Origin of the sequence: Rothia sp. HMSC065C03 (genome assembly GCF_001837295.1) — a bacterium.
Classification (GTDB): Bacteria; Actinomycetota; Actinomycetes; order Actinomycetales; family Micrococcaceae; genus Rothia.
In genome coordinates, this window is record NZ_KV831975.1 from 1 (window position 1) to 2,953 (window position 2,953).

General features: G+C 53.5%; 2 protein-coding genes. Both read left to right on the forward strand.

The window, feature by feature from the left end; genetic code table 11:
* Positions 1 to 468: 468 nt before the first annotated feature.
* Complete coding sequence (locus HMPREF2605_RS00145; RefSeq protein WP_070846615.1) at positions 469 to 1,446, forward strand: replication protein RepA; 978 nt, start codon at positions 469 to 471, stop codon at positions 1,444 to 1,446.
* A 396-nt stretch (positions 1,447 to 1,842) separates the two neighbouring features.
* The gene (locus tag HMPREF2605_RS00150; protein ID WP_070846616.1) at positions 1,843 to 2,400 is read left to right on the forward strand and encodes a hypothetical protein; all 558 of its coding nucleotides are present in this window, start codon (positions 1,843 to 1,845) and stop codon (positions 2,398 to 2,400) included.
* Positions 2,401 to 2,953: the final 553 nt, after the last annotated feature.

Here is a 2,953-nt window from a genome sequence, read left to right on the forward strand (position 1 = left end):
GTCCCCCCTATTGGGTACGAAATGTCCCCCTTTTTTGAGATGGAGTGACCCCCGTATTTTCTGGTATTGGGTACAAAATATCCCCCCTTAAAAACGTATTGGGTACGAAATGTCCCCACCCTAAAGTTCACTTCAACCTTTAGTGAAAACGAGGTGGGGGCCCTGAGGTGAAGAGCAGCTTTTCAAAGCACTAGAAAGAGGTGCCAAAGGGCAATTAGGTACAAAATGTCCCCCTCCTCAATTCATCTCTGATGCAGGGGGAGTTGAGTTGAAAAATGCACGGCGGCGCAATCGAAAGAATATGCTAATATCGAGGTACTCACTCGTTATATTCACCAACCGATGAGTCTGGGAAGTAAACATTCTCCAGGAGGACTCTGACGGTATGAAAATACCGCCAGAAGAAAAGGGCGATTTCCTCCTGGCGGCGTAGCCTTCCCAAAAATAAGCATGAAAAAAGAGGAAGACATGACCAAGTCTACCAATGAACCCAGCGGCGACGTTGCGCAGTGGAGTGAATCATCTGAAGATTCACGCATCGCACACTACCCCGAAACGTTCCTCTCCTTCGCTCTGCCTCACCGTGCACCTGTGATGCGCACCAGCGGAGGAGAGAAGACCGACATTCCCTCCATCTCCTGGGAACGCCATAACGGCAACCACTCATTGACCATGACCGCCGGAATCATCACTACGGTAGATCGAGACGGCACCCCCCAAACCGAACGCCTCGTGCCTTACGGTAAGTACTCCCGTATCCTGCTGCACTATTTGTGCACCGAAGCTGTTAAAGCAGGTGGCCCGCACATCAGTCTGGCCACCAGTTATAAAGGGTTCCTACGGGACCTCGGCATCCCCTGGAGCTCCCGAAACGCCCGCGAAGTCGAACGCCAGTTGCGAGCGCTGCTAGCTCTTACGCTCCAGTCCACGACGGTGAGTACGGACGCTGATGGGGACCATCTGGTGCACACCATCAACTGTGTGGTGGGTGAAGAGGTGACCATCGCTTTTAGTCCTGACGGGAACCTCAATGAGCGTAAGAGTCAGTTGGTGCTGAGTCAGCGTTTCTATGATCAGGTGGTTCAGCGGTATCCGATTCCTCATGGGCGTCATCGTTGGGAGCAGTTGGTGTCTTTGACGAAGTCGCCGTTGACGCTTGATATTTTCCTGTGGCTTAAGCATCGCTTGTATCAGGTGGAGCAGGGTGTTCCGACGCGTGCGGTGATTTCGTGGGAGGCGTTGGCTGGACAGTTTGGTGCTGATACCAGTGTGAAGGCGTTTCGGAAGAAGTTCATTGATGCGGCTCGAGAGATTGCTGAAGTGGACCCGAATCTTATTGCGCGTGTTGAACGTATTGATCAGCGTGGTACTGGTCGTTTGGTGCGTGGTATTCGTTTGCATTCTGCGCGTGAGATTGGCACGGGGTATAAGACTTTGGCTGATTAGAAGATGGCTGGTGCTCTGCTTTCCTTTGGTGGTGTGGAAGGTGTTGCCGCCTTGAGGGGGTATGTCTGTGCATTGGTTGTCTGAAAGATGCGGTAGTTTAGAAGTGAGTTAAAACCGTTTTGTGGAGGGTTCTTCGGGCTGTGGCCTGAAGGGCCCTCCATTTTTGTGCCCGTGTGTGGAGGGTGCCTTGGGGGGTGGTAGGGCTGAGCTGTGCTGCGGGGTGGAAGGTGTTGCGTGTGGCTGCGCCTTTATTGAAGAGGTGTGGTGGTGTGTATTTGGCGGATCAGAGTAAGGGATTTAGCAAAGGGACAAACCGGGAAATTTGAGAATTTAAGACAGCGCATAGCGAGACGATGGAGGCACCAACAACCCCCTTACCGAAAGGAATGAGTCGCTATGGGCACCATTGACCCGAACCCCTTTGAGAACCTTCTTGCTGTGCAGGTGTACGCCCCCAAATCATGGGTAGCTTCCGCCCATCTGAACGGGCGTGCCGCCGCTGAACTTTTCCCCCTTGATGGCGGGGTATCAACCACCGTATGCACTGTGGAGGGGTTCGCCCGCCATGTCGCCGAAAAGCTGTACACCTTGGGCGTGCTGAGCTTGGAAGAGTTCTATGATGTGCCGGTGCGTACTGACTGGAAGATTAGCTATGTGCTCTCATGGGCTAACCGCTTTGGCATTGAGGTTAAGCTTTGCCCCATTCTCGCTATCATGCCCCCGGTGTCCGCCGGTGCTACGGGGGCTCAGCGTGCCCGTAGCGTCTTTGACAGCATTCTAGAGGCTGTGCCCGCCCCTGGGTATGCACAGCTCATTGAGCGGGTGCAGACCCATGTGCGTGCTCACCTTGGAGATGACCACGTGCGTTACGTTCTGCATCATGAAGGCTTTGCCCTTCAGGAACCTTCTAGCCTCTCATGCGGCTATCTTATGGGTGAGGTGCTGGAAGGCTAAGCGGTAAGCGGGGCGGTGCTGGAGGGTGTACCCTCCAGCACCGCAGCTTGCCCCATTTAGCAAAGGGACAAACGAGTCAGAACTTTGAAAGTTCCGCCCTAAGAACCGAGGCGCTAAAGGCGTAACCCCTGGCTGGAGGGAAATCCCTTAGTTGATCTTCGCTGCCTTATGGAAGGGGTGGAGGTTATAGAAGCTTCGCATTACAGGCCCAGCTCGTGACAAGGTCTATCGCCGATAGTGAGTGCAGGATTGTTGATCTTCTGATGGATGATGCAACAGCCCATGAGTCTGATGAGCGCAGAGAAGAAGGGTCCGAAGACGGGGGGAAGATGACAGCCGCATTTAGCGGAAAACTGTCCACTGCAAACGGCTGCACGTCGGACGGGAAGCGTCACGTGACGTGCTGGTTTTTCGGCGCTCTAGCGTGTGCTGAGATAAGATCCATCACTGCACATTCTGCCAAATGGAGATTTAACAGAACGTCAACATGTGTGGCTTTACAAACGTCAAATGGGAGCGTTGGCTACTAGCCATTAGAAGCTTATTTCCGGAG

Coding starts and splice junctions, on each gene's coding strand:
- HMPREF2605_RS00150 (WP_070846616.1), top strand. CDS start 1,843: ATGGGCACCATTGACCCGAACCCCTTTGAGAACCTTCTTGCTGTGCAG.
- HMPREF2605_RS00145 (WP_070846615.1), top strand. CDS start 469: ATGACCAAGTCTACCAATGAACCCAGCGGCGACGTTGCGCAGTGGAGT.